This is a genomic window from Marinicauda algicola (assembly GCF_017161425.1).
Classification (GTDB): domain Bacteria; phylum Pseudomonadota; class Alphaproteobacteria; order Caulobacterales; family Maricaulaceae; genus Marinicauda; species Marinicauda algicola.
This window is the reverse complement of sequence record NZ_CP071057.1, coordinates 928,878-948,466: the sequence shown is the minus strand read 5'-3', so window position 1 is coordinate 948,466 and position 19,589 is coordinate 928,878. Positions and strand designations below refer to the sequence as shown.

21 protein-coding genes and 3 tRNA genes are annotated in these 19,589 nt (G+C 69.7%); 8 read left to right on the top strand and 16 right to left on the bottom strand.

Going from position 1 to position 19,589, the window contains the following annotated elements; genetic code table 11:
• The first annotated feature begins 23 nt into the window (after positions 1-23).
• From JW792_RS04715 to JW792_RS04700, 4 genes are read left to right on the top strand one after another with little or no spacing between them, the layout of a single operon-like run.
• Complete coding sequence (locus tag JW792_RS04715; RefSeq protein WP_241095059.1) at positions 24-1,565, top strand: cryptochrome/photolyase family protein; 1,542 nt, start codon at positions 24-26, stop codon at positions 1,563-1,565.
• Entirely contained in the window at positions 1,562-2,926 is a 1,365-nt protein-coding gene (locus tag JW792_RS04710; protein ID WP_135996911.1) for an NAD(P)/FAD-dependent oxidoreductase, read from the top strand. The genes JW792_RS04715 and JW792_RS04710 overlap by 4 nt, the downstream gene beginning before the upstream one ends.
• On the top strand, positions 2,923-3,732 hold the full coding sequence (locus tag JW792_RS04705; RefSeq protein WP_135996913.1) for a DUF1365 domain-containing protein: 810 nt from the start codon (positions 2,923-2,925) through the stop codon (positions 3,730-3,732). Before JW792_RS04710 ends, JW792_RS04705 begins: the two co-directional genes overlap by 4 nt.
• A 31-nt stretch (positions 3,733-3,763) precedes the next feature.
• A complete protein-coding gene (locus JW792_RS04700) occupies positions 3,764-5,005 on the top strand; it encodes an SAM-dependent methyltransferase (RefSeq protein ID WP_135996915.1) in 1,242 nt (413 codons plus the stop codon).
• Between the two features lie 10 nt (positions 5,006-5,015).
• Here the strand turns inward: JW792_RS04700 and JW792_RS04695 are convergent, their stop codons facing one another.
• Genes JW792_RS04695 through JW792_RS04675 form a run of 5 tightly spaced genes read right to left on the bottom strand, consistent with a single transcriptional unit; the run spans position 5,016 to position 9,465 of the window.
• On the bottom strand, positions 5,016-5,807 hold the full coding sequence (locus JW792_RS04695) for an SDR family NAD(P)-dependent oxidoreductase (RefSeq protein WP_135996917.1): 792 nt from the start codon (positions 5,805-5,807) through the stop codon (positions 5,016-5,018).
• Positions 5,785-7,356, bottom strand: a complete 1,572-nt coding sequence (locus JW792_RS04690) for a cryptochrome/photolyase family protein (protein ID WP_135996919.1) — start codon at positions 7,354-7,356, stop codon at positions 5,785-5,787. Before JW792_RS04690 ends, JW792_RS04695 begins: the two co-directional genes overlap by 23 nt.
• Positions 7,356-8,063, bottom strand: a complete 708-nt coding sequence (locus JW792_RS04685) for a DUF6134 family protein (RefSeq protein ID WP_135996921.1) — start codon at positions 8,061-8,063, stop codon at positions 7,356-7,358. The genes JW792_RS04690 and JW792_RS04685 overlap by 1 nt, the downstream gene beginning before the upstream one ends.
• Positions 8,064-8,066: 3 nt before the next feature.
• Positions 8,067-8,789 carry an SDR family NAD(P)-dependent oxidoreductase gene (locus JW792_RS04680; protein WP_135996922.1) on the bottom strand — a complete coding sequence of 241 codons (723 nt, stop codon included), beginning with the start codon at positions 8,787-8,789 and terminating at the stop codon, positions 8,067-8,069.
• Positions 8,790-8,814: 25 nt separating this feature from the next.
• Entirely contained in the window at positions 8,815-9,465 is a 651-nt protein-coding gene (locus JW792_RS04675) for a cupin domain-containing protein (protein ID WP_135996924.1), read from the bottom strand.
• A 138-nt stretch (positions 9,466-9,603) separates the two neighbouring features.
• On the opposite strand from JW792_RS04675, the gene JW792_RS04670 reads away from it, so the two are divergent.
• Entirely contained in the window at positions 9,604-10,617 is a 1,014-nt protein-coding gene (locus tag JW792_RS04670) for a cysteine synthase A (RefSeq protein WP_135996926.1), read from the top strand.
• 43 nt (positions 10,618-10,660) lie between these two features.
• Here the strand turns inward: JW792_RS04670 and JW792_RS04665 are convergent, their stop codons facing one another.
• Entirely contained in the window at positions 10,661-11,722 is a 1,062-nt protein-coding gene (locus JW792_RS04665; RefSeq protein WP_206340901.1) for an amino acid ABC transporter substrate-binding protein, read from the bottom strand.
• Positions 11,723-11,796: 74 nt separating this feature from the next.
• On the opposite strand from JW792_RS04665, the gene metC reads away from it, so the two are divergent.
• On the top strand, positions 11,797-12,936 hold the full coding sequence (metC, locus tag JW792_RS04660) for a cystathionine beta-lyase (protein ID WP_135996928.1): 1,140 nt from the start codon (positions 11,797-11,799) through the stop codon (positions 12,934-12,936).
• Here metC and JW792_RS04655 read toward each other — a convergent pair.
• From JW792_RS04655 to JW792_RS04635, 5 genes are all read right to left on the bottom strand, one after another.
• Positions 12,933-13,235: a hypothetical protein gene (locus JW792_RS04655; RefSeq protein WP_135996930.1), complete on the bottom strand. Its 303-nt coding sequence runs from the start codon at positions 13,233-13,235 to the stop codon at positions 12,933-12,935. The genes metC and JW792_RS04655 overlap by 4 nt on opposite strands.
• Before the next feature lie 184 nt (positions 13,236-13,419).
• Positions 13,420-13,496 (bottom strand) — tRNA-Arg (locus JW792_RS04650).
• 16 nt (positions 13,497-13,512) lie between these two features.
• Positions 13,513-13,818 (bottom strand): ETC complex I subunit, encoded by a 306-nt coding sequence (locus JW792_RS04645; RefSeq protein ID WP_135996932.1) that lies wholly within the window; start codon positions 13,816-13,818, stop codon positions 13,513-13,515.
• A gap of 58 nt (positions 13,819-13,876) precedes the next feature.
• A tRNA-Pro gene (locus JW792_RS04640) sits at positions 13,877-13,953 on the bottom strand.
• Between the two features lie 48 nt (positions 13,954-14,001).
• Complete coding sequence (locus JW792_RS04635) at positions 14,002-14,571, bottom strand: DUF192 domain-containing protein (RefSeq protein ID WP_135996934.1); 570 nt, start codon at positions 14,569-14,571, stop codon at positions 14,002-14,004.
• Positions 14,572-14,726: 155 nt separating this feature from the next.
• Here JW792_RS04635 and ppa point away from each other — a divergent pair, with 155 nt between their 5' ends.
• Both ppa and JW792_RS04625 read left to right on the top strand, forming a co-directional pair.
• On the top strand, positions 14,727-15,260 hold the full coding sequence (gene ppa, locus JW792_RS04630) for an inorganic diphosphatase (RefSeq protein WP_135996936.1): 534 nt from the start codon (positions 14,727-14,729) through the stop codon (positions 15,258-15,260).
• 122 nt (positions 15,261-15,382) lie between these two features.
• The gene (locus JW792_RS04625; RefSeq protein WP_135996938.1) at positions 15,383-15,808 is read left to right on the top strand and encodes a BLUF domain-containing protein; all 426 of its coding nucleotides are present in this window, start codon (positions 15,383-15,385) and stop codon (positions 15,806-15,808) included.
• Between the two features lie 168 nt (positions 15,809-15,976).
• Here JW792_RS04625 and JW792_RS04620 read toward each other — a convergent pair.
• The 5 genes from JW792_RS04620 to JW792_RS04600 all read right to left on the bottom strand — a co-directional run bounded on the left by JW792_RS04620 (position 15,977) and on the right by JW792_RS04600 (position 19,577).
• Positions 15,977-16,051, bottom strand: a tRNA-Glu gene (locus tag JW792_RS04620).
• A 77-nt stretch (positions 16,052-16,128) separates the two neighbouring features.
• Positions 16,129-17,931 carry a single-stranded-DNA-specific exonuclease RecJ gene (recJ, locus tag JW792_RS04615; RefSeq protein ID WP_241095057.1) on the bottom strand — a complete coding sequence of 601 codons (1,803 nt, stop codon included), beginning with the start codon at positions 17,929-17,931 and terminating at the stop codon, positions 16,129-16,131.
• Positions 17,928-18,881 (bottom strand): class II fructose-bisphosphatase, encoded by a 954-nt coding sequence (gene glpX / locus JW792_RS04610; RefSeq protein ID WP_135996940.1) that lies wholly within the window; start codon positions 18,879-18,881, stop codon positions 17,928-17,930. Before glpX ends, recJ begins: the two co-directional genes overlap by 4 nt.
• Before the next feature lie 67 nt (positions 18,882-18,948).
• On the bottom strand, positions 18,949-19,278 hold the full coding sequence (locus JW792_RS04605; RefSeq protein ID WP_135996942.1) for a hypothetical protein: 330 nt from the start codon (positions 19,276-19,278) through the stop codon (positions 18,949-18,951).
• Positions 19,275-19,577 (bottom strand): hypothetical protein, encoded by a 303-nt coding sequence (locus tag JW792_RS04600; protein WP_206340900.1) that lies wholly within the window; start codon positions 19,575-19,577, stop codon positions 19,275-19,277. Before JW792_RS04600 ends, JW792_RS04605 begins: the two co-directional genes overlap by 4 nt.
• Positions 19,578-19,589: the final 12 nt, after the last annotated feature.

The following is a 19,589-nucleotide window of genomic DNA, read 5'->3' as shown; positions in this document are numbered from 1 at the left end:
CGCTGCATCGATCGCAGATGGGGATGATCCGCCGCGCGGTCCAGCGCGTAGTACTGCACAACGACGCCCGCGTCACCCGCAAGGTGCCGCCCTGCCTGGAACCGGACCGCCTGGAAATGACCGAACCGAGAGAGCCCGTCATCGTCTGGTTCCGCCAGGATCTGCGCCTGTCCGACAATCCGGCCCTGCTCGCCGCGCGCGACAGCGATCGCCCGGTGCTGCCGGTCTTCATCCTCGACCTGGAGAGCCCGGGCGCCTGGGCGCCGGGCCCGGCCTCGCTCTGGTGGCTTCACCACAGCTTGGAGAGCCTGTCGCGAGACCTTGAAGAAACCGGTGCAAGGCTCTGGCTTGGAAAGGGAAAGGCGGACGAGATCATCCCCGCCCTCGCCCGCGAGGTTCAGGCGAGCGCGGTCTATTGGAACCGGCGCTACGAACCTTGGGCGATCGCGCGCGATTCGCGCCTGAAATCGGCGCTGAAGCAGGACGGCGTGGAGGTGCGCTCGTTCAACGCGGGCCTGCTGATCGAACCCTGGGACATCTCCACCAACGAGGGCAAGCCCTACAGGGTCTACACCCCGTTCTGGAAATCGCTGAAGGCCAAGGGCGATCCGCGTGCGCCCGGTCCGCGCGTGGAGAGGCTGGACTTCTACGGCGGCGCTCCGGAAAGCGACGCGCTCTCCGACTGGAACCTCCTGCCCGCCAAGCCGGATTGGGCCGGCGGGCTGCGCGAGACCTGGACGCCGGGCGAAGCCGGCGCGCACACACGCCTGGAGACCTTCCTGGACGAGCGCATCGCCGATTACGACAGCGCGCGCAACCGGCCGGGCATCGCCGGCACCTCGGGCCTGTCCGCGCACCTGCACCATGGCGAGATCTCGCCGCACCAGGTCTGGCATGCCGTGAAGGCGCGCGCGGGCGGATCGCTGTCGAAGGGCGAGGACTCCTTCCTGAGCGAGATCGGCTGGCGGGAGTTCTGCTACAATCTCCTCTACCATTTCCCGGAATTTCCGGAGGAAAACTACCAGGACAAGTTCGACGCCTTTCCCTGGAAGGAGAACGAGGACGCGCTCACCGCGTGGAAGAAGGGCCTGACGGGCTATCCGATCGTGGATGCGGGCATGCGCCAGCTCTGGGAGACGGGCTGGATGCACAACCGGGTGCGCATGATCGCGGGATCCTTCCTGGTGAAGGACCTCATGATCGACTGGCGTCGCGGCGAGGACTGGTTCTGGCACACGCTGGTCGATGCCGACCTCGCCAACAACGCGGCCGGCTGGCAGTGGATCGCGGGTTCGGGGGCCGATGCCGCGCCCTTCTTCCGCATCTTCAATCCGGTGAGCCAGGGCGAGAAGTTCGACGCGCAGGGCCGGTATGTCCGCCGCTGGGTGCCCGAAATCGCCGGCCTGCCCGACGCATTCATCCACAAGCCCTGGGAGGCCGACCGGGAAACGCTGAGGAAAGCCGGCGTCACGCTCGGAAAGACCTACCCCCGGCCCATCGTCGACCACAAGCAGGCCCGCGAGCGCGCGCTCGAGGCCTGGAACGAGATCAAGGACGCCGCATGAGCGACATCGCGCCCATCCTCCATCACCGTTCGCGCATCGCCGTGATCGGCGCCGGCGTGTCCGGCCTCGGCGCGGCCTATGCGCTGAAGGACGTGCACGAGGTCACCGTATTCGAGAAGGAGGACCGGCTCGGCGGTCATGCCAACACCGTCAGGATCGACTATGACGGGCGCAAGATCGACGTCGATACCGGTTTCATCGTCTTCAACCGGCTGAACTATCCCAATCTCACCGCGCTGTTCGAGCATCTCGACATCGCCACTTACCGCTCCGACATGAGCTTCGGCTTCAGCCTGGACGGCGACGTGGAGTGGAGCTCGAACGGGGTGAGCGGGCTGTTCGCGCAGAAGCGCAACCTGTTCCGGCCGAGCTTCGTGTCCATGCTGGGCGAGATCCTGCGCTTCAACGGCCGGGCGATCGCGGACCTGGAGTCCGGGCACCTTGCCGGCCTCACCCTCGGCCAGTATCTCGACCGCGAGGGGTATGGCACGCGCTTTCGCACCAACTACCTCCTGCCCATGGGCGCGGCGATCTGGTCGTCCACGGAGGCGGAGATGGCGCGCTACCCGGCGGAAGCCTTCGTCCGCTTCTTCAAGAACCACCGCCTCGTCAATGCCGTGCGACCCAAATGGGAGACGGTGAAGGGCGGCAGCCAGGTCTATGTCCAGCGCATCGCCGACGAGCTGGAGGCGGCCGGCGTGCGCTTCGCCCCGGCGGCGCGGCGCGTCACCCGGCTCGATGACGGCGTTCTGGTCTCCCACGGGGCCGGCTACGCGGAACGCTTCGACGAGGTCATCCTGGCCTGCCACAGCGACCAGGCGCTGCGCCTCCTTTCCGACGCCGATGCCGACGAGCGCGAGATGCTCGGCGCGATCCCCTACGCCCCGAACACGGCGGTGCTTCACCGCGATACGAGCTTCCTGCCGAAGCGTTCGGGCGCACGGGCGGCCTGGTGCTATACCCGTCACGACGACGCTGCGGCCGCTGCGGTGACCTACGACATGAACCGGCTTCAGGGCATAGACGCGAAGACCCCGCTTCTCGTGACGCTGAACCCGTCGCGCGAGCCCGACCCCGCGCTCGTCTTCGGCCGGTTCGAGTACGACCATCCCCAGTTCTCCGCCGCGGGCCTCGCCGCGCAGCGCATCTTCAACCGGATCCAGGGCGTGCGCCGCACCTGGTTCGCGGGCGCCTGGCTCGGCTACGGCTTCCACGAGGACGGGCTGCGCTCGGGCCTGCGGGCGGCGCTGCGGCTCGGCGGGCGCATTCCCTGGACCTTCGCGGAGGGCGATGTCGACGGCGGCCGGTGGGGCGAACGCCCCCGCGACGGCCGCACGGCGGCGGTCGCGGCAGCCGAATGAGCGCGGCGGCCTCCATCTATGCCGGGCGCACGGTGCACGAGCGCTTCAAGCCCTTCGGGCACCGGTTCAGCTATCGCCTCGCGATGATGCTGATCGATCTCGACCGGCTCGGCGAGGCCGGTGCGCAATCGCGCCTGTTCTCGGTCGGGCGGTTCAACCTGTTCGGCTTCCGCGAGGACGATCACGGAGCCCGCGACGGCTCCCCGCTCGCCGACTGGGCCAGGACACGCTTCGCCGAGGCGGGGATCGACGCGGAGCGCGCACGCATCTTCCTGCTCTGCTCGCCGCGCGTGCTGGGCTATGTCTTCAACCCGATCTCGATCTATTTCGCTCAGGCCGGCGATCGCCTCCTCGGCGTGATCTACCAGGTCCACAACACGTTCGGCGACGCCCACGCCTACGTCGTGCCGGCCGGACCCGGTCCGCGCCAGCACCAGGAGGCCGACAAGGTCCTGCACGTCTCGCCCTTCTTCGATGTCGCCGGGCGCTACGAGTTCGTGCTGCGCCCGCCCGGCGAGCGCTTCCACCTTGTGATCCGCAAGGCGCGCGAGGACGGCGCGGATTTCCTCGCCACCATGGCCCTGGAGCGCAGGCCGCTCACCAGCGCGACCCTGCTCGCGCTGTTCGCGAGCCAGCCCTTCTCGACGCTGAAGACGATCGCCGCCATCCATGGCGAGGCGCTGCGGCTGTGGCTGAAGGGCGCGCGCTATCACCCGCGCCCCGCCCCGCCCGGCCAGGCGAGCCGGGGGCGGCGCGTCGACGCAGCGGACCCGGAAAACCTTGGCCCGGCGCGCCGTTCGGCCTAAACTTGTCCTTCGTATCCCAGCAGGAGAGCCCATGACCGACGCGCAAGCCTCCCCTGGTCCGATCCCGGCCGATCCGGACACGATCTCCCGCCTGTCCGACGTGCCCCGCCTGTTCAAGCTGGGGCTCAAGCAGCTGACCAAGATCCGCCGGGGCGCCCTCACCCTGGTCCTGCCCGACGGCCGCACGCTGGAATTCTCCGGCCGCGAGGCGGGCCCGAAAGCGCGGCTGGAGATCCGCGACTACGCCGTCGTGCGCAAGGTCCTCTCCGGCGGCGATGTCGGCTTCGGCGAGGCTTATATGGAAGGGCTGTGGACGAGCCCGGAGATCTCCCGCGTGCTCGAAGTGCTCTCGGCCAACCTGGATTCCATGGACGGGGTGACCAGGGGCGGGCCGGTGACGCGGTTCGTCAACTGGATGATCCACCGCCTGCGCCCGAACACCAGGCGCGGGGCGCGCCGCAATATCGAGGCCCACTACGATCTCGGCAACGATTTCTACGAACTCTGGCTCGACCCCTCCATGACCTACTCCTCGGCGCGTTTCGCCACGCCCGACCAGTCGCTGGAGGACGCGCAGCGCGAGAAATACGCCGCGCTCGCGCGCTCGATCGACCTGAAGAAGGGCGATCACGTGCTGGAGATCGGCTGCGGCTGGGGCGGCTTTGCCGAGTACGCCGCGAAGGAGGTCGGGGCCCGGGTGACCTGCCTCACCCTGTCGCCGAGCCAGCGCGACTACGCGATCGAGCGCATGGAGAAGCACCAGCTCACCCACCTGGTGGACATCAAGCTGCAGGACTATCGCGACGAGACCGGGCGCTATGACGCGGTCGCCTCGATCGAGATGTTCGAGGCGGTCGGCGAGGAGTACTGGCCGAGCTTCTTCTCCAAGGTCGCCGAGGTGCTCAAACCCGGCGGCAGGGCGGGCCTGCAGATCATCACCATCCGCAACGACCTGTTCGAGAGCTATCGCAAGCGCGCCGACTTCATCCAGCGCTACATCTTCCCCGGCGGCATCCTGCCGAGCGTGGAGACGCTGAAGGCGCAGTTCGACATGGCCGGGCTGAAGGATGCCGGGCGCGAGATGTTCCGCCTCGACTATGCCGAGACGCTGCACCGCTGGCTGGAGCGCTTCCAGGACGCCTGGGAGGAAATCCGCCCGATGGGCTTCGACGAGCGCTTCAAGCGCATGTGGGAGTTCTACCTCGCCTATTGCGAGGCGGGCTTCCGGACGGGCCGCATCGATGTGGGGCAGTTCGCGGTGCAGAAGGGGTAGGCCCCTCGCGTCAGTCTGCCGCCTTCCCCCACCCCGTCTGCTTCCTGACCAGCGGGATGTACCAGCCCGCCGGCAGGGCATAGACCGCCTTCAGCATCCAGGTGAAGCGGCGCGGGAAGGTGATCTCGAACCGCTTGCTCGCGAAGCCCTTCACCATGCGTTTCGCGGCGTTTTCCGGGCCGATCATGAAGGGCTTGGGAAACTCGGTCTCCTCCTGGGCCGGGGTGTCGACGAAGCCCGGCGTCACGACCTGGACGAGGATCCCGTGGCGGTGGAGCTCGATGCGCAGGCACTCGGCCATGTTGACGAGGCCCGCCTTGCTCGCCCCGTAGGCCGAGGCGGTCGGCATGCCGCCGAAGGCGGTGGCCGAGGAGACGATGGCGATCTGGCCCCTGCCCCGCTTCACCATGCGCGGGGCGAGCGCGCAGACGCAGGCCGCCGTGCCGTTCAGATTGACCGCGAAGGTCGCCGCGTAGTCGGCGTAGTCCGGCGCCTCGGCGCGGATCGGCCGGTAGATGCCGGCATTGAGCACGGCGAGCGCGATCGGCCCGTGCTGCGCCTCGATGCGCGAGACGGTCTCGGCCACGGCCGCCGCGTCGGTGACGTCGAGCGGGGCGGCATGGATCGCGCCCGGACCTTCACCCGCTTCGGCGACGGCGTCGAGATCGGCCTTCGACCGCGCGGAGACGACGACCTGCCAGCCCTGCCGGGCGAGCTGCAGGGCGAGCGCGCGGCCGATGCCGGAACTGCCGCCGGTGATCCAGGCAACGCCGTCGGACTTAACGCAGGGGCGCGGGTTCACGGGTGATCTCCCTTCGCTTGTCGGCAATGCCGATCTCCTCGAAGAAGCGCTCTGAATCACGTTTGACGGCCTCGCGCCTGTCCTCGTCCATGCGGTCGAGCGTCTTGTAGATCATGGCGAGGCGGTGATTGCCGCGCAGCCGGGCCTCGTTCTCGATCAGGAAATTCCAGTAGAGATAGTTGAAGGGACAGGCGGTTTCGCCGGTCCTGGCCTTCACGTCGTAGCGGCAGGAGGCGCAGTAGTCGCTCATCCGGTCGATATAGGCCCCGCTCGCGGCATAGGGCTTGGTCGCCATGATGCCGCCATCGGCGAAGATCGCCATGCCGTGCGTGTTGGGCGCCTCGACCCACTCGTAGGCGTCGGCATAGACGGCGAGATACCATTCGTTGATCTCGTCGGGATGGATGCCGGCGAGCAGGGCGAAATTGCCCGTCACCATCAGGCGCTGGATGTGATGGGCGTAGGCGTGCTTGCGGGTGGTGTCCACGCAGTCGGCGATGCAGGCCATCGCGGTGTCGCCGGTCCAGTAGAAGCCGGGCAGCGGGCGCGTCGCCCCGAGGGCATTGCGCTTGCGGTAGTCCGGCATGAAGCGCCAGTAGATGCCGCGCACGAATTCGCGCCAGCCCAGGATCTGGCGGATGAAGCCCTCCACCGCGTTGATCGGGGCGTGGCCGTCCTCATACGCCTTCTCGGCACGCCGGCACACGGTCAGCGGATCGAGCAGGCCGCAATTGAGATAGATCGAGATCACGGAGTGGAAGAGGAAGGCCTCGCCCCTCGCCATGGCGTCCTGGTAGTCGCCGAAGCGCGGCAGGGCGTGCTCGAGGAACCAGTCGAGCTGGGCTTCGGCATCCTTCGCCGTGACCGCGTAGCCGAACGGTTCGAGATCGCCGAAATGATCGCCGAAGCGGGATCTCACCGTCTCGATGACCTCGACGGTGATCGCGTCGGGCTCGATGACGGGGCGTTCGGGGATGTCGACATTCCCGGGCAGCGGCTCGCGGTTCTCCTTGTCGTAATTCCACTGCCCGCCGGCCGGCTCGCCGTCCTCCATGAGCAGGCCGGTCTCCTTCCTGAGATCGCGGTAGAAATACTCCATGGTCAGGCGCTTGCGGCCCGAGGCCCAGGCGTCGAAGCGCTCCCTCGTGGCGATGAAGCGGTCGTCGCGGCGGATCTCGACGGCGAGGCCGAGATCGTCCTGCCAGGCCTTCATCTCCTGCAGCAGGCGCCACTCGCCGGGCTCGACCACCACCAGGCGCTCGAACGGGCCGCGCTCGTTGAGGGCGCGCTGCACCTCGCCCTTCAGCGCGTTGGCGTTGGAGGGATCGTCGATCTTCGTGTAGCGGACCTCGAACCCGTCTTCGCGCAACGAATCGGCAAAATGGCGCATCGCGCTGAAGATGAAGGCGATCTTCTTCCTGTGATGGCGCACGTAGCTGGCTTCCTCGCCGACCTCGGCCATCAGGACGAGATCGCCCTCCTCCCGGTCGCGCAGGCTGGCGAGGCCGCGCGTGAGCTGGTCGCCGAGGACGAGGCGGAGCGTGGCCATCAGCTGGACGGGCCTTCCACGGGATCGAAGCGGCGCACATAGCGGATGTCCTGACCGCGCGCGCGGAAGGCGCAGCCGGCCCAGCGTCCGGTCTCGTCGTACCACAGATCGAGTTCGAGGCTCGAGCTGAGGCGGTAGCGGTGCGCCGGGATCGTCGTTCCGTCCGCCTCGATCTCCTCGCGCCCGACATAGTCGACGACCGCCTCGAGCGGGGTGCCGAACTCGGTGTTGAGCAGCGTGAGGGTTCCGGCCGGGTAGCCGTGCCAGTGCGAGGACGGCAGGGTGCCTCCCGGATAGGAGGTCTCGAACGCTCCCTGTTGCGGACTTTCGCCCTCGACCCGCAGCGCGCCCTCGTGCAGCGCGGCGGAGATCTCGTAGACCTCCCCGTCCTTCAGCGTGCGCGCGGCGAGCGAGACCAGGTCCTCCTCGCGCCAGACCTCGGTGGAGTCGTGCTCGTAGCGGAACACGGTGATCGGCCCGAAGCCGGCGCGCAGGCGGATGGCGATCTCCACGGTGAGATCGCCGTCGCCGTCACGGGAGAATTGCAGTTCGTGGACGCCGAACTCGCTGCCCTCGCGATAGACGTCGAACACGATGCGCTCGCCGTCGGCGGGGCGGTATCCGGCCTCGCGGGGGCCATCGCCCTCCCGGGCGAAGGCGGGCCCGGCAAGACCGAGCAGGGATGCGGCGAAAACGGCGCGGAGCATGACCTATCCTCTCGTGCGGACCGACTTGCGTCCCCCGTCAACGGGGAAGACGTGTCCGGTGATCCAGCCGGAGTCCCGGCTCAGGAGGAATTGCGCCATCGCGGCCACATCGTCGGCCTCGCCGATGCGCTGGATGGGGTGCATCTGGGCGAGCCCCTCGCGCATCTTCTCGCTGGTGAGCACCTTCTGCGCGATGCCGGTATCGAGCACGCTCGGCGCGATCGCGTTGATGCGCGCCTTCGGCGCCCACTCCGCCGCCACCGCGCGGGTCAGGCCCTCCACCGCGCCCTTGGCCGCGGAGATGAGCGCGTGGCTCATGAAGCCCTGCTGGACCGCGACCGTGGAGAACAGCACGGCAGCGCCCCGGTTCTCCTTGAGCGGCTTCTCGGCGAGGCGCAGGGCCTCCGCCGCGCTCGCGGCATTGAGGTCGAAGACCTTGTGGAAGCTGTCGCGATCGGTCTTCCTCAGCGGGGCGAGATCGATCGAGCCGACCGCGAAGACGAGACCGGAGAGATCGCCGTCCGCGTTGGCCGCCTCGACCGCGGCCTCGATCTCGCCGGTGTCGAGCACGTCGCAGGTCGTCGAGCGCGCGCCGGTCTCCTCGGCGAGCGTCGAGAGCGCCTCCTCGTCGCGCCCGGTGAGGAACAGGGACTCGCCGGCCTCGCAAAGCCGGCGGGCGAGCGCGGAACCGACACCGCCGGTGGCGCCGAAGATGAGCGTGGTCATGGGGAGTATCCGTCTTGCTGCGGGTTCAGGAACGTCTGGCGAGAAAGCGGTCGTAGAGGGCGATCAGCGGGTTCTCGAACTTCATCCGCCCGAGGCTGACGATGAGACAGATGCAGGTCTCCTCGCCCTCCACGCGCGGGGTGTGGGTCTCGCCCGGCCCGCCGGTGCACACATCGCCGCGCCGGTAGAGCGCGCGCTCGTCGGAGAAGGCGCCCGACAGGACGAGCGTGTATTCCTCCCCGCCGTGATCGTGGCGCGGGATCGTGCGGCCCGGCTCCAGCCGGATCAGGGCGGCCTCGACGCCGGGTTCGCACAGGGTCTCGAGGCGGATCTCGCCGCGCCCGCCGGCGCGCTTGCGCCAGCCGAGCGCGCCGTTCCCGCTCAGATGGGCCCGCAGCGCGCCGGGCAGCGCGTCGTCCGGCGCGCGCCGCGGCGCCGCGACCGGGACATCCTGAGGCGCGCCTTCCAGGCGGGCCAGCAGGCGCGAGCGGGCTTCGGGATCGAGCCGCGCAGGCGATTCGCCCTCGAGCAGCGCGCCGAGCGCGGCCTCCGCGAGGCCCAGCCGCCGGGCCGCCTCCGGCCTCAGCTCGGCCTGGGCGAGCGCGAGCGCGCTCAGCGCGGCCGGGGCCGCGCCGGAGGCATGGTCGAGGAGGAGGCCGTCGTCGATCAGGGTCATGGGGCTCGCCGGCTTGTCTGCAGGTGCATACGCGCCGGCCCGCCGGGCGGATCACGAGGACGTGCAGCATCAGCGCGGCACATTGCAGGCGGGCGCCCGCCGCCCTAGCTTTGCGCGGCCTGCAGGAAGGAGAGTGCCATGAGCCGCCCCGATACCGTTCCCTCCGTCATCGACCTCATCGGCAACACCCCGCTGATCCGGCTGAAGAAGGCCTCCGAGATCACCGGCTGCGAGATCTACGGCAAGGCCGAGTTCCTCAATCCGGGCGGCTCGGTGAAGGATCGCGCCGCGATCGGGATCATCCGCGACGCCGAGAGGAAGGGCCTGCTGAAGCCCGGCGGCACGATCGTGGAAGGCACGGCCGGCAATACCGGCATCGGGCTCGCCATGGTGGCAAGCGCGCTCGGCTACCGCACCGTGATCGTCTTCCCGCGCACACAGAGCAAGGAGAAGCGCGATGCGATCCGGCTGATGGGCGCGGAGCTGATCGAGGTCGACGCGGTCCCCTACGCCAACCCGAACCATTATGCGCGCTATTCCGGGCGCCTCGCCGAGGAGCTCAACGAGACCGAGCCCAACGGCGCGATCTGGGCGAACCAGTTCGACAATGTCGCCAACCGCCAGGCCCATTACGAGACCACGGGGCCGGAGATCTGGGACCAGCTCGGCGGCAGGCTCGACGGCTTCATCTGCGCGGTTGGCTCGGGCGGCACGCTCGCGGGCGTGTCGATGGCGATGAAGGAGCGCAGCCGCGACGTCACGATCGGTCTCGCCGATCCCGGCGGCGCCGCGCTCTACGGCTATTACGCCCACGGCGAGCTCAAGGCGGACGGCACGTCCATCACCGAAGGCATCGGCCAGAGCCGCATCACGGCGAATCTGGAAGGCATCGAGGTCGACGAGGCCTTCCGCATTCCCGACGAGGAGGCGCTGGAAATCCTGTTCGACCTCGTCCGCGAGGAAGGCCTGTGCCTGGGAGGCTCGGCCGGCATCAACATCGCCGGCGCCATCCGCCTCGCGCGCAAGCTCGGGCCCGGCAAGACCATCGTCACCGTGCTGTGCGATCACGGCTCGCGCTACCAGTCCAAGCTCTACAACCCGGAATTCCTCAAGCAGAAGGGGCTGCCGGTGCCGGGGTGGATGGAGGGCTAGCCTCTTCCGGGACGAAACGCTTTCACCCCGGCAGGACCCGAGATCACCTGAAAGGCGGCGCGTACATCAGCCCGCCCTGCGTCCACTGGGCATTGAGGCCGCGGCGCAGGTTCAGCGGGCTGTCGCGGCCGAGATGGCGCGCGAACAATTCGCCGTAATTGCCGACGCTGGCGATGGCCCTCAGGGCGAACTCGTCGTCGAGATCGACCGCGTCCCCGATGGCGCCCTCCCCGCCGAGCAGGCGGCGAATCTCCGGGTTCGGGCTTTCCTGCGCGAGGGCGGCGGCGTTTTCCGCCGTCACGCCGTACTCCTCCGCGGCGATGAGCGCGAAGAGCACCCAGCGTACCGCCTCGGCGAAGCCGGGATCGCCGCTCCTGACCACCGGGCCGAGCGGCTCCTTGGAGATCACCTCGGGCAGGAGGACGTGGGCGGTCTGGTCCTCGAGCGCCAGGCGCAGGCCCGCGAGCGAGGAGATGTCGTTGGTGTAGGCGTCGCACTCGCCGGCCTGGTAGCGCGTCAGCCCCTCCTCGGCGGTGTCGACCTCCACGAGGGTGAAGGTGACGGCATAGGTCTGCGCGTAGTCGGTCAGATTGAGCGCCGTCGTGGTGTCGCGCTGCACGCAGATGCGCGCCCCGTCGAGCTCGCGCACGCTGGACACGCCGAGATCGGCCGGGACCAGGAAGCCCTGCCCGTCAAAGTAATAGATCCCGGCGAAGGTGACCGGCATCTCCGCGTCGCGCGCGAAGGTCCAGCTGGTATTGCGCACCAGCACGTCGACCCGGCCGTCGATCAGGGCCTCGAAGCGCTCGCTCGTGGTCAGAGGCACGAAACGCACGCGCCGCTCGCTGCCGAGGAAGGCGGCGGCGTAGGCGCGGCACAGATCGGCCTCGAACCCCGTCCAGCGCGCATCCTCGCCGCGCGTGGCGAAGCCGGGCAGGCCCTCGTCGACGCCGCAGTGAAGCTGGCCCCGGTCGCGGATCTCGGCGAGCGTGGTGGCGCGTTCTTCTAGTTCGCTCTGCGATACGCTAAAGCCCAGCGCAAAGGTGACGGCCCCGCGCGTGAGGTTGCGCAGGCGGAACAGGTCGATCAGCGAGAATGGCGACACGGGGGCCCTGCCCTTGGTCAGCGCGTTTGCGTAAGGTCTTTCAAGGTTTACCGGAGAGGGAAGGATTCGTCGACATGAAACGGGATACGCGTCTCATCCATGCGGGGCGGCCCGCCCGTGCGGCCGGGCCGGTGAACGCGCCGGTGGAACGCGCCTCGACCGTGCTCGCGGCCAGCTCGGCCGAACTCTATGCCCCCTCGCAGGGCCAGCGCACCTATGCGCGCGGCGGTCTCAGCCCCAACACGGCGCTGACCGAGGCGCTCGAGGGGCTCTACGGGGCCGACGGCGTGAGCCTCGCCCCCTCCGGGCTCGCGGGCGTGGTTCTGGCGATCCGCAGCGCCATCGAGGAGCCCGGCGACGCGCTGATCGTGGACAGCGTCTACAAGCCGGTGCGCCGGTTCTGCGACGAGGAGCTGCCGCGCCTGGGCGTGACGCCGCGCTATTACGATCCGCGTGCGGGCGCGGGCATCGCCGACCTCATCGGCGAGGAAACCCGGATGATCCTGCTGGAATCGCCGGGCTCGCTGACCTTCGAGGTGCAGGACGTGCCGGCCATCGCGAAGGCGGCGAAGGCGCGCGGGGTGGCCACGGTGATCGACGACACCTGGAGCGCCGGCTACCTGATGAACCCCCTCGATCTCGGAGTAGATTACGCGGCGCAGTCGCTGACCAAGTATGTCGGCGGGCATTCCGATCTTCTGATGGGCTGCGTCGCGGCGCGCGGGGAGAATGCCCGGCGCGTGGCCGCGCACGCCCAGCTCTACGGCGCGCACGTGTCTCCCGACGATGCCTTCATGGCGCTGCGCGGGCTGCGCACACTGTCGGTGCGCCTGGAGCGGTGCGGAAGGTCCGGGCTGGATCTGGCAAGGCGGCTCGAGGCGCATCCGGCCGTCGCGCGCGTGCTTCATCCGGCGCTCGAATCATCCCCGGACAACGCGCTGTTCAAGAAGCAGTTCTCCGCGCCGGCGGGGTGCTTCTCGGTGGTGCTGAAGGATCGCGGCCCGCGCGAGGGCGAGGCCGTGGCCGATGCGCTGGAGCTGTTCGGGCTCGGCTTTTCCTGGGGCGGGTACGAGAGCCTCGTCCTGCCCTGCGACCGCCAGCTGGTGCGCACCGCGGTCCCCTGGCGCGAGCGCGGTGCGCTGCTGCGCTTTTCCATCGGGCTGGAGGATGTCGAGGACCTGTGGGCCGATCTCGAGCGCGCGCTCGGCGCCTAGCCCAGCATCAGGGCGGCGATCAGGAGAGCGGCGAAGGCCGCGAAGGCGGCGAGCCCGATCCAGGCATAGGGGGTCGGGCGCAGCGCGGGCCGGTCGACGCGGCTGGCGGGCGCATCCATGCGCGGATCGTCCTCGACCGCCGATTTCACCCGTTCCGGTCCGGGCGGCCGGCCGGCGGCCTCGTCGTCGGTGCCGAGCGGGCTCGCGGCCGGCTCGTTCTCCACGACCGGCTCTCCCGGGCGCCTGACATGCTTGCCCTTGCGGACCTGCGCGGTGGTGGGGTCGTCCTTGCCGGCCATGGGACCTGCCTGTCTGCTGCGGCACGCCCGCAGCGAGGGCCTGCCCGTATCGCGTCAGGGACAACGTCTGGACGCCGGCAAGGGTTTCCCCTGAATCGAACCCGTCAGGGTTCGCAAGCGCGACCGCCTGCCCGCCGCGCCGGCGAGGCCCGACCGGGCCGATGCAAGGGGGAATCGGAAAGGATGGCGACCCCGGCAGGACTCGAACCTGCAACCATTCGCTTAGAAGGCGAGCGCTCTATCCGGTTGAGCTACGGGGCCCTGCGGCCGCGGCCGGCTAGTGCGACCAGGGCACCTTCCGGTCGTAGGAGAAATTGGCGGCGTAGGGCTTGATCTTGCGCGGCGTCTCGCGCGCATCGCGCACCTGGAAGGGGATGCCGTAGCGCTGGGCGTAGGCGATCGCCTCTTCCTTGGTCTCGAACTTGAGGTGGATCTGGCGGCGCGTGTCCCCGCCCTGCGACCAGCCCATCAGCGGGTCGGGCCGCTTGGCCTGGGAGGGTTCGAATTCGAGCAGCCAGTGCTGGGACTTGGCGCGGCCGGACTGCATGGCCGTCTTCGAGGGGCGGTAGATTTTCGCGAACATCACTCGTCTCGTCACAGGATCCACACCGGGCCGGCGGGCGCTCGGCCCGGCGGAAGACTGGTCGGGGCGGCGTGATTCGAACACGCGACCCTCTGCTCCCAAAGCAGATGCGCTACCAGGCTGCGCTACGCCCCGAATTGTCGCTGAAGGGTTTAGGCATCAACGCCCGCGCGCGCAAGCGCCTCAGCCCTCTTGCGGCTGCGCCTCGCCGTCCGTGCCGGCGTCCGCGGCGTCCGGGCCGGCGGGCGCCTGCGCGGTGCCGAACCAGGCGTGGCGCACGAGGTCTCCCGGCTCGATTCCGAGCTCGGCGGCGCGCCCGGCATTGATCTCCAGCACGGAGCGGACGGGAACGCCCGACAGCAGCTGGCGTTCCGACAGCGGCTGGGCGTGCGCGATGATCTTCGCGATCGTGCCGTCCTGGCGGATGTAGATGATGTCGAGCGGGATCAGCGTGTTGCGCATCCAGATCGAGACAGGCCGCACGGTGGCGAAATCGAACAGCATGCCCGCGTCCGGGGCGAGCTCCTCGCGCCACATCAGCCCGCGCTGGCGGGCGGGCTCGGTGGCCGCGATCTCGACGGTGAAGCTGACCGGGCCCTCGTCGGTCTCGATGACGACGGTCTCCGGCCCGCCATACTCGACCACGGCGTCGCGGGCGGCCGGGTCGGCGGGCGGCGCGCCGTCGCCGATCTGCGCCGCGACGGGACCGGCAGTGAGGACGAGGGCGAGGCTGAGAGCGATGAAGCGTATCATGGCGGGCAAGCTAGCCGCGCGCGCCGGAGCGCGCAATCGCCTTGTCCAGACCGCGCCCGCAGGTGCAAAAGCTCCCTGCTGCAGCGCACAAAAGGCTTGAAACCGCTGGCCTGGCGGCGTTTCTTCCGCGCCAAATCAGGATACGGAGCCCTCCCATGCGTCTCGACAAGATCATCGCCGGCCAGAACCCGCCCGAGGACATCAACGTGATCGTCGAGGTCCCCGTCGGCGGCCAGCCGGTCAAGTACGAGATGGACAAGGCCTCCGGCACGGTGTTCGTCGACCGCTTCCTGCACACGCCGATGCGCTATCCGTGCAATTACGGCTTCATGCCGCACACCCTGTCCGACGACGGCGACCCGATCGACGTCATGGTGCTCGGCCAGACCGAGCTGGTGCCGGGCTGCGTGGTGCGCGCCCGCCCGATCGGGGTGCTGCTGATGGAGGACGAGAGCGGGCAGGACGAGAAGATCCTCGCCGCGCCGCACCAGAAGCTCACCCCCTTCTACGACGAGATCCGGGACTATAGCGACGTCCACCAGGCCCAGCTCGCGCGCATCACCCACTTCTTCCAGCACTACAAGGATCTCGAACCGCGCAAGTGGGTGAAGATCGGCGGCTGGCACGGGGTCGACCGGGCCCACACGCTGATCCGCGAAGCCCTGGAGCGGGCGCGGGCGACGGCCTGAGTATTTGCTGAACACGTTCAGCAGTACAAGTAGTGGTTTCGCTCTTCACGGGAACGTGTTGGATTTAAAGGGTCGACCGGCACTGGGCCGCTCGGCGTGAACCGCGGTCCAGCACGTATCCTGTGTTTCGAATTATCTATGCCTCACAACCCAGCCGCGGCTTCGGTTCGCTCGAGATGAGCGAGCTGGTTGCGAGTTGGCGGGACAACAATTCGAAGCTCGGCGTGACCTCCTTCCTCCTGCGCCTCGACGCGCATTTCCTGCTGCTGATCGAGGGTCCGCCGCGCACCGTCTCCGCGCTGATGGACCGGATCTGGGACGACGCCCGGCACGGCGATGTGCAGATCCTGCTGACCGGCCACGACAGCAATCACCACAGCGAGGGCCATGCCCTGAGCTATGCCGATCTCGTCAACGGGCACGGGGACGGCGCGGCGCTCGGCGAGATCACCGGCGTGTGCGAGGGCCTGTGCTCGGCCAGCCCCCTCCTCCACGACTGGCTGAGCGCGCACGCGAACGGGCACCCGGCGCTGCAGCCGCGCGCCTGAGGCGCACACGCCCCCGGAAGCCCGGCGAGCCATGCCATACCCTGTTCGGCCGCAGACGGCCTGGCGCGCCGCGGTTCGGGCACGCGCAAAGGGCCGGCGCAACGCGCGGGCTGGCCCGAGGCGGATGGTCCCGGAAGGGGCAGGCTGCCGGTGTGGGGAAAGCGCGAGTGGCAGGCCCTAGGGGAATCGAACCCCTCTTTCCAGGTTGAAAACCTGGCGTCCTAACCGATAGACGAAGGGCCCGCTGTCTCGCGAGGCCCGGTATATATCGGCGCCGATTCCGCGATGCAAGCGGCTCGTGAAGAAAAAGCTGCAAGAGTTCAGCGCGCCGGGGCGAGGTCTTCCAGGTGGAATTCCGCCTTGCGGCCGAAGCGGTTGTCGCTGGCCTTCAGGCGCCCCGCGGCGTGCCACGGCCCCTCTCCGCCCGACAGCAGCGCCTGGCCGATCGGCGCGTCGGCGCAGCGGAAGGCGATGCCGGAGAGCCGCCCGCCGCCCGCGCCCTCGAAGGCGAAGCGCACATGGTCGCTGCCGACCCGCTCGGCATAGGTGCGGCGCAGGTCCGCGAACGCGAATCGCGGCTCGGGATGGCCCGCCCCGTAGGGCGCGGCGAGGGCCAGCGCCTCGCAGAACTCGAAGGTGACGGCCGAGGGCGAGAGCACGCCGTCGAAGCGGGCGGTGCGCGCCTCGTCGGCGCTTTTCCATTCGCCCATGAGGCGCTCGGTCATGAAGGCGCGGAAGTCCTCCAGCCGGTCGGCCGCGATGGTGAGGCCGGCCGCCATGGGGTGGCCGCCCCCGGCGATCAGAAGTCCCGCCTCGTGCGCCGCCGCGACCGCGGCGCCGAGATTGACCCCGGCGACCGAGCGCCCCGAGCCCTTGCCGAGCCCGGCCTCGTCGAGGCCGACGACCAGGGCGGGCCGGTTGAAGCGCTCCTTCAGCCGGCCGGCGACGATGCCGATGACGCCGGGATGCCAGTTCGGCCCGGCCGCGAGCAGGAGCGGTGAGTCCCCGCCGGCGCCGGCCGCCTCGACCTGCGCGATCGCGGCCTCGAGCACGTCGGCCTCGATGGCGCGGCGCTCGGCATTGAGCGCGTCGAGCTCGAGCGCGATGCGGCGCGCCTCGCCCGCATCCTCGGTGGACAGGAGCCGCACGCCGAGATCGGACTTGCCGACGCGCCCGCCGGCATTGATCCGCGGGCCGATCAGGAAGCCGGCATGGTAGGGCGAGGCGGGACCTTCCAGGCCCGCGACCTCGGCCAGCGCAGCCAGGCCGGGCTTGGCCCAGCCGCTCATCACCTTGAGCCCCTGGGCCACGAGCGCGCGGTTGATGCCGGTGAGCGGGACCACGTCGCAGATCGTGCCGAGCGCGGCGAGATCGGCGAGCGCGATGATGTCCGGCTCGTCGCCCCGGAACGCGGCGCGCCGGCGCCCCTCCCGGTTCAGCGCCGCGAGCAGGACGAAGGTCACGCCGGCCGCGGCCATGTGCCCGCAGCCGGATTCGTCGCCGGGCTGGTTCGGATTGACGAGGGCGGCGGCGGGCGGAACCTCCTGCTTCATCATGTGGTGGTCCACGACGACGACGGCGAGGCCGAGCGAGCGGGCGGCCTCGAGCGGTTCGAGCGCGGCCGCGCCGCAATCGAGCGTGACGACGAGTTCGGCCCCCTGCTCCTTCAGCCGGGCGAAGGCGGCCGCGTTCGGGCCGTAGCCCTCCTCGATCCGGTCGGGGATGTAGACCAGCGGGTCGTGGCCGACCGCGCGCAGCCAGCGCACGAGCTGGGCGGCGGAGGTTGCCCCGTCGACATCGTAGTCGGCAAACAGGGCGATGCGCCGCTTCGCCTCGACTGCATCCCAGATCAGGCCGGCCGCCTTGTCCATGTCGGCAAAGCGGGACGGGTCCGGGAAGGCGTCGCGCAGGCGCGGGGCGAGAAAGCCGGGCGCGGCGGCCGCGTCGATTCCGCGCGAGGCCATCAGACGCGCGAGCGCGTCCGGGCAGCCGGTGGCACGCACGATCTCCCCGACGAGCCGGTCGTCGGCCTCGGCGAGCTGCCAGCGCTTTCCGCCCAGCGAACGCTCGACCCCGAACAGAGCGCCGCTGGCGGCCGCTGCGGGTGCGAGCAGCCCGGTCACAGCGGCCGGCGCGTTTCCACGATCCGGCGCGAGCCGGTGACCGAGGAGAGCACGAGGCTTTCGGTGGCGACGTAATCCGGCCCGCGGCGCACGCCGTTGAGCATCAGCCCCTCGGTCACGCCGGTCGCGATGAAGACGCAGTCCTTCGAGGCGAGCTCGGCGTGGGTGTACTTGCGGTCGAGATCGGAAATGCCGGTCTTCTCCGCCCGCTTGCGTTCCTCGTCGGTGCGGAAATGCAGGCGCGCCTGCATCTGGCCGCCGAGACAGCGCAGCGCGGCGGCCGCGAGCACCCCCTCGGGCGCGCCGCCGCGGCCGATATAGATGTCCGGCCCGCCATCGGGATCGGCGCAGGAAATGACCCCGGCGACGTCGCCGTCCGGGATCAGCTCGATGCGCGCGCCGGCCTTGCGGATGTCGGCGATGATGTCTTCGTGACGGTCGCGTTCCAGGACGCAGGCCGTGATGTCGCGTACATCGACGCCCTTTGCGCGCGCGAGCGCCTTGACGTTCTGGGAGGGCGAGGCGTCGAGGTCGATGACGCCTTCGGGATAGCCCGGGCCGATGGCGATCTTGTCCATGTAGGTGTCCGGCGCGTGCAGCAGGCCGCCGCGCGGCGCGATCGCGAGCACCGCGAGCGCATTGGGCATGCCGCGGGCCGTCAGGCCGGTGCCTTCGAGGGGATCGAGCGCGATGTCGATCTCGGGGCCCTCCCCGCTGCCGACCTCCTCGCCGATATAGAGCATGGGCGCCTCGTCGCGCTCGCCCTCGCCGATGACGATGCGTCCGCGCATGGACATGGCATTGAGCCCCTTGCGCATGGCGTCGACCGCGGCCTGGTCGGCGGCGGTCTTGTCGCCGCGGCCGGCCAGGCGCTCTGCGGCGATGGCGGCCAGCTCGGCGGCGTTGAGGGCTTCGAAGGCGAGGCGGTCGAGCGCGCGGCCGTCGGACATGGCGTGTTCCTCTACAGATCGGATGGAGCCCGAATGGGCCGATGATACGAAGATTCTCTGCCGCTGCTTAGCGCGAGCCGCCCTCCGGCGGGGTTCCGCGCTGCAGCGACTCGCGCACGAACGCGCCGGTGTCCACGTCGCGTTCCGCGATCTCCTCGGCGCGCCCGCGCACGTAAGCCCCGGCTTCCATCAGCCTGCGGGTGGTGGCGCGCACCTCGATGATCTCGGCCGCGGGCAGCAGATGCAGCGGGACATGGGCAGGGGGCGCGTGCGCCGCGGCCTCGGCCGCGCGCACGTCGAGCCAGCCCGGCTCGGCAGCCTCATCGGTCGTGCAGGCCGACAGCGCCGCCCCCGCGAGCGCCGCGGCGCCCAGTCCGGCGCGGTGAAAAAATCTCAAATGCGGCCTCCCGTCGATTGGACGCGCTTTGAGCTTTCTATACGCTGCACCTGCGCCCTGTCACCTCCACCGAAGAAGGCAATCATCATGGCAGACAGCGACCGTCCGGAAAAAGACTCCCCCGCCCGCCCGGCGCGCCGGAAACCCTCTGCCTCCAAGCAACCCGGCAAGGCCAGGGCCACCGCGAAGTCCGCAGCGAAGTCCGGCGTGAAATCCGGCGCGAAATCCGGTGCCAAGTCCGCGAGCAAGGCCAGGACGAAGCCGGCCGCCAGGCGCAAGACGGCGACGAAGTCGCCCAAGGCCGCCGTCTC

What these genes read in the sequence shown, in the direction of transcription:
- ppa (WP_135996936.1), top strand. Translation starts at nt 14,727, where the DNA reads ATGCGTCTCGACAAGATCATCGCCGGCCAGAACCCGCCCGAGGACATC.
- JW792_RS04655 (WP_135996930.1), bottom strand. Translation starts at nt 13,235, where the DNA reads ATGGCCGGCAAGGACGACCCCACCACCGCGCAGGTCCGCAAGGGCAAG.
- glpX (WP_135996940.1), bottom strand. Translation starts at nt 18,881, where the DNA reads ATGTCCGACGGCCGCGCGCTCGACCGCCTCGCCTTCGAAGCCCTCAAC.
- JW792_RS04680 (WP_135996922.1), bottom strand. Translation starts at nt 8,789, where the DNA reads ATGACCACGCTCATCTTCGGCGCCACCGGCGGTGTCGGTTCCGCGCTC.
- metC (WP_135996928.1), top strand. Translation starts at nt 11,797, where the DNA reads ATGAAACGGGATACGCGTCTCATCCATGCGGGGCGGCCCGCCCGTGCG.
- JW792_RS04710 (WP_135996911.1), top strand. Translation starts at nt 1,562, where the DNA reads ATGAGCGACATCGCGCCCATCCTCCATCACCGTTCGCGCATCGCCGTG.
- JW792_RS04635 (WP_135996934.1), bottom strand. Translation starts at nt 14,571, where the DNA reads ATGATACGCTTCATCGCTCTCAGCCTCGCCCTCGTCCTCACTGCCGGT.
- JW792_RS04645 (WP_135996932.1), bottom strand. Translation starts at nt 13,818, where the DNA reads ATGTTCGCGAAAATCTACCGCCCCTCGAAGACGGCCATGCAGTCCGGC.
- JW792_RS04685 (WP_135996921.1), bottom strand. Translation starts at nt 8,063, where the DNA reads ATGCTCCGCGCCGTTTTCGCCGCATCCCTGCTCGGTCTTGCCGGGCCC.
- JW792_RS04675 (WP_135996924.1), bottom strand. Translation starts at nt 9,465, where the DNA reads ATGACCCTGATCGACGACGGCCTCCTCCTCGACCATGCCTCCGGCGCG.
- JW792_RS04690 (WP_135996919.1), bottom strand. Translation starts at nt 7,356, where the DNA reads ATGGCCACGCTCCGCCTCGTCCTCGGCGACCAGCTCACGCGCGGCCTC.
- JW792_RS04670 (WP_135996926.1), top strand. Translation starts at nt 9,604, where the DNA reads ATGAGCCGCCCCGATACCGTTCCCTCCGTCATCGACCTCATCGGCAAC.
- JW792_RS04700 (WP_135996915.1), top strand. Translation starts at nt 3,764, where the DNA reads ATGACCGACGCGCAAGCCTCCCCTGGTCCGATCCCGGCCGATCCGGAC.
- JW792_RS04705 (WP_135996913.1), top strand. Translation starts at nt 2,923, where the DNA reads ATGAGCGCGGCGGCCTCCATCTATGCCGGGCGCACGGTGCACGAGCGC.
- JW792_RS04715 (WP_241095059.1), top strand. Translation starts at nt 24, where the DNA reads ATGATCCGCCGCGCGGTCCAGCGCGTAGTACTGCACAACGACGCCCGC.